The organism is Methanobrevibacter sp., from assembly GCF_030539555.1.
Lineage (GTDB): Archaea > Methanobacteriota > Methanobacteria > Methanobacteriales > Methanobacteriaceae > Methanocatella.
Genome location: NZ_JAUNXX010000135.1, coordinates 1 through 2,078, shown reverse-complemented (window position 1 = coordinate 2,078; position 2,078 = coordinate 1). Strand labels below are relative to the sequence as shown.

The 2,078-nt window shown below is 32.1% G+C and carries 3 protein-coding genes; all 3 read right to left on the bottom strand.

Annotated features, from left to right (window positions below):
* Window positions 1–688: glycosyltransferase family 2 protein (locus tag Q4Q55_RS10480; protein ID WP_303372740.1), on the bottom strand; the 688-nt coding region annotated here is incomplete at its 3' end.
* Window positions 689–700: 12 nt separating this feature from the next.
* Window positions 701–1,774 (bottom strand): FkbM family methyltransferase, encoded by a 1,074-nt coding sequence (locus Q4Q55_RS10475; RefSeq protein WP_303372739.1) that lies wholly within the window; start codon window positions 1,772–1,774, stop codon window positions 701–703.
* 12 nt (window positions 1,775–1,786) lie between these two features.
* Window positions 1,787–2,078: CDP-glycerol glycerophosphotransferase family protein (locus tag Q4Q55_RS10470; RefSeq protein ID WP_303372738.1), on the bottom strand; the 292-nt coding region annotated here is incomplete at its 5' end.

The window sequence follows — 2,078 nt, the reverse complement described above, 5'->3', positions numbered from 1 at the left end:
AGAAATATTTTTCACTTAAGTTTAGCGTGGTTGAGCTCCCATCCAAGTTTCTGTAATATATATAAGAATTTGTTAATGTAATGATGCTTTTGGAATTCAGTATTGCTTCAAGCAAAAATACCAAATCTTCACCTGGAAGATTTTCTGGAAATTCTATGTTGTTGTTAATTAACAATGATTTTTTAAATAGTTTTGCAGATATTGCAGGTCTCATTGAAAGCAATTTATGATTAATGACATTTTTATAGAAATTTTCTTCATTGTTCGACAGTATTGGTGGATTGTGTTGCTGCACTCCATTTCCAAAAACGTTAATTTGCCCTCCAATGACAATATCGACATAGGAATATTGTATTTTGCCATATAGTACTTCGCAGGCATTAATCAGTAGTTGATCATCACTGTCCAAAAATAAAACATAATCTGCGGTGGAGTGTTTTAAACCGATATTTCTAGGTTTTCCAGCGTAACCGCTGTTTTCATCTGTTGAAATCACTTTAACATTATCATATTTATCAGAGTAACTGTTGAGGATGTTTAAAGTATTGTCTGTTGAGTTATCATCCACAAAAATGACTTCAATATTTTCGAAGCCTATTGTTTGGGATTTTACAGAATCAAATGCCTTATCAATTTCATCTTCAGAGTTAAAGGTGGGGATGATTATTGATAATTTATAATCGCTCAAATATTTCACTCCTTAATCATATTTTAATCTGCATTGAACCATGGTATCTGCTAAAAAGCTCCATGGATTGTCTTTAAGCACATTAAATTCATAACCGACATCCAAATTCGCAACCCAGGGGATGATATCAAAGTAATCGGAAACCTTATGATAGATACTTATGAACAATATTGGTTTTTGGGTTTTTATGGTGTTAATCGCCCCTTCAAGCAGGTCCATTTCCGCCCCCTCAACATCGATAGTGATATATCCAACATTGAGGTTGTTTTCTTCAACAAATTGGTCGACTGTAGTTTCTTGAACTTTTAAAACTTCGTCATAGGGTCTAATTTCTGGGTCGTTTGTGATTCCCTGCACGTTATTTCCTGATAAGAATAAAGATCTCTCTCCGTTAATGTTTCCTAAAGATTTGTTAATTGGAATGATATTTTCAATGTTGTTGTCGTTAATGTTCTTTTTCAGTAATTCGTAAGATTCCTTAAACGGTTCAAAAGCATAAATGTTTTTACTAGTGAGTTTGTATAATGGTAAGCTAGTGTCTCCTGTAAATGCGCCCGCATCGATAATGTCTTTGTCTTTAATGTATTCCAAATCCTTTTCTGATAATCCTGATTCGATAAATGGATGAATATTGTAGCTACCTGTAAATTTGAATCCGGCAATTTCATTTTTTCCGGAGTTGTTCAATTTGAAATTTGTGAATTTTTCCTGATTTTCCAATTCATAGTTGAAATACAGTGTGTCTCTTCTAATCATGCTGACTACCATTGCACGAAGGAAATACCATTTGAATATCTTTTTGGCATAGGATGGCAAGTGTTTGGTAACTTCTTTTAGTTTATCTTCATATTCATCAGTCAGGTAAAACTCGATAAGATCCCAACTACAGAAGCTTGTAACGTTTTTTAAATTATCATATTCCTTTTTTAAAATGTTGGATTCATCTGTTTTAATCAAAAATAGTTCCTTTTTGAGAGTTCTCAGTTCCTTTTCCAATTCCTTGTTTTTTTTGAGTAACTCTTCATTTTGTTCTTTATAAAAATTATAACTGTTGCTTTTGGATAAGACCTTTTCTTTAAAACTCATAACAATCCCATATTACATCTTTAAAATTGCATCATAAACTCGTCTACAATTATTTTTATCATTATATTTATAAAAACTATCTACTCTTTTAATGTACTCCTCTTTCATTTCGCAGTTGTTTTCAATATATTCTTTAATAACATCTATTAATTTGTCTTCTTTTTCAATGACTTCTCCGAATCCCATGGTCTTGTACTTGAAATAACCTTCTTCGAAGTTGTAGTCATGACTATATTGGTAGTAAATCACTGGTTTCAGCATATAGGCAAAGTCAAACGCCACTGAAGAGTAATCAGAAATCATT

Bases quoted from the DNA above. Each gene is read 5' to 3' on its own strand.
- Q4Q55_RS10475 (WP_303372739.1), bottom strand. From the start codon at position 1,774: ATGAGTTTTAAAGAAAAGGTCTTATCCAAAAGCAACAGTTATAATTTT.